At 45.4% G+C, this 1018-nt stretch carries 2 tRNA genes and 2 rRNA genes; all 4 read left to right on the top strand.

Annotated features, from left to right (window positions below):
- Nucleotides 1-70, top strand: a 16S ribosomal RNA gene (locus tag KDM89_RS19125); the annotation flags it as partial.
- Between the two features lie 112 nt (nt 71-182).
- A tRNA-Ala gene (locus KDM89_RS19120) sits at nt 183-258 on the top strand.
- A gap of 113 nt (nt 259-371) precedes the next feature.
- Nucleotides 372-448: transfer RNA gene (locus tag KDM89_RS19115), tRNA-Ile, on the top strand.
- A gap of 391 nt (nt 449-839) precedes the next feature.
- Nucleotides 840-1018, top strand: a 23S ribosomal RNA gene (locus KDM89_RS19110); the annotation flags it as partial.

Genomic DNA, 1018 nt, shown 5'->3' with positions numbered 1-1018 from the left:
AGGGTTCGTGACTGGGGTGAAGTCGTAACAAGGTAGCCGTATCGGAAGGTGCGGCTGGATCACCTCCTTTCTAGAGTAGCGCTGGTAGTTAAGTGTTCACTTTTATTGACTGTTAAAAGAAAAGACGAGAAAAGTAGTAAAGAGAAGTGAAGCTGCTTTGCGGTAGGAAGCAGTGCCTGAATGGGGGTTTAGCTCAGCTGGGAGAGCACCTGCTTTGCAAGCAGGGGGTCGTCGGTTCGATCCCGTCAACCTCCACCACCACATGAAAAAGACTGATTCAAACGGGATTGATCAAGGCGCAACGACGCAGACAGTACGCAAGTACGGCAAGGCGTTGCAACGCAGAGTAAGCGCGTTTTAAGCAGTCATGCGGGGCTGTAGCTCAGCTGGTTAGAGCACCGTGTTGATAACGCGGGGGTCGTTGGTTCGAGCCCAACCAGCCCTACCAAAAGTGTGTTGAGAAAACAAACGCAAATGGCGCGAGCGCTGTTTAGGTTTGTTCTTTCAAATCGAAAGAGAGTCGCAAGGCTCAGCAACAAGAAGTTCTCGTTCTTTAACAATTCAGAAGAAGTAAAGTAGAAATAATCAAAATTTATTTCTGTAAAGAGATTGGTAGCAATACTGATCAGATTTATGGAAGGGTTATGATTGTATCGAACAAACAAAGTATTAAAAGAGTTTGATCAAAGCAGCCGAAAGGCAGTTTTAGAAAAAAATAAATTCTTGAGATACGGCAACGCTAAAGTAATACTCATAAGTAGTAAAGAACTATAACCGGTTTTTAGTGATGAACCTGAAGCTTAGAGATAGGCGACAGACACTAGAAGCTAAAGTTATAGGGACAAGTGACTAAGTGCACATGGTGGATGCCTTGGCGATATCAGGCGATGAAGGACGTAGTAGCTTGCGATAAGCTGCGGGGAGTGAGCAAACACACATTGATCCGCAGATTTCCGAATGGGGAAACCCGGCCTTAGGGTCATCGTATTCTGAATACATAGGAATACGAAGCGAACGT

The organism is Cognatundibacterium luofuense, assembly GCF_018139685.1.
GTDB lineage: Bacteria > Pseudomonadota > Gammaproteobacteria > Burkholderiales > Burkholderiaceae_D > Undibacterium > Undibacterium luofuense.
This window is presented reverse-complemented; position numbering and strand designations above follow the sequence as displayed.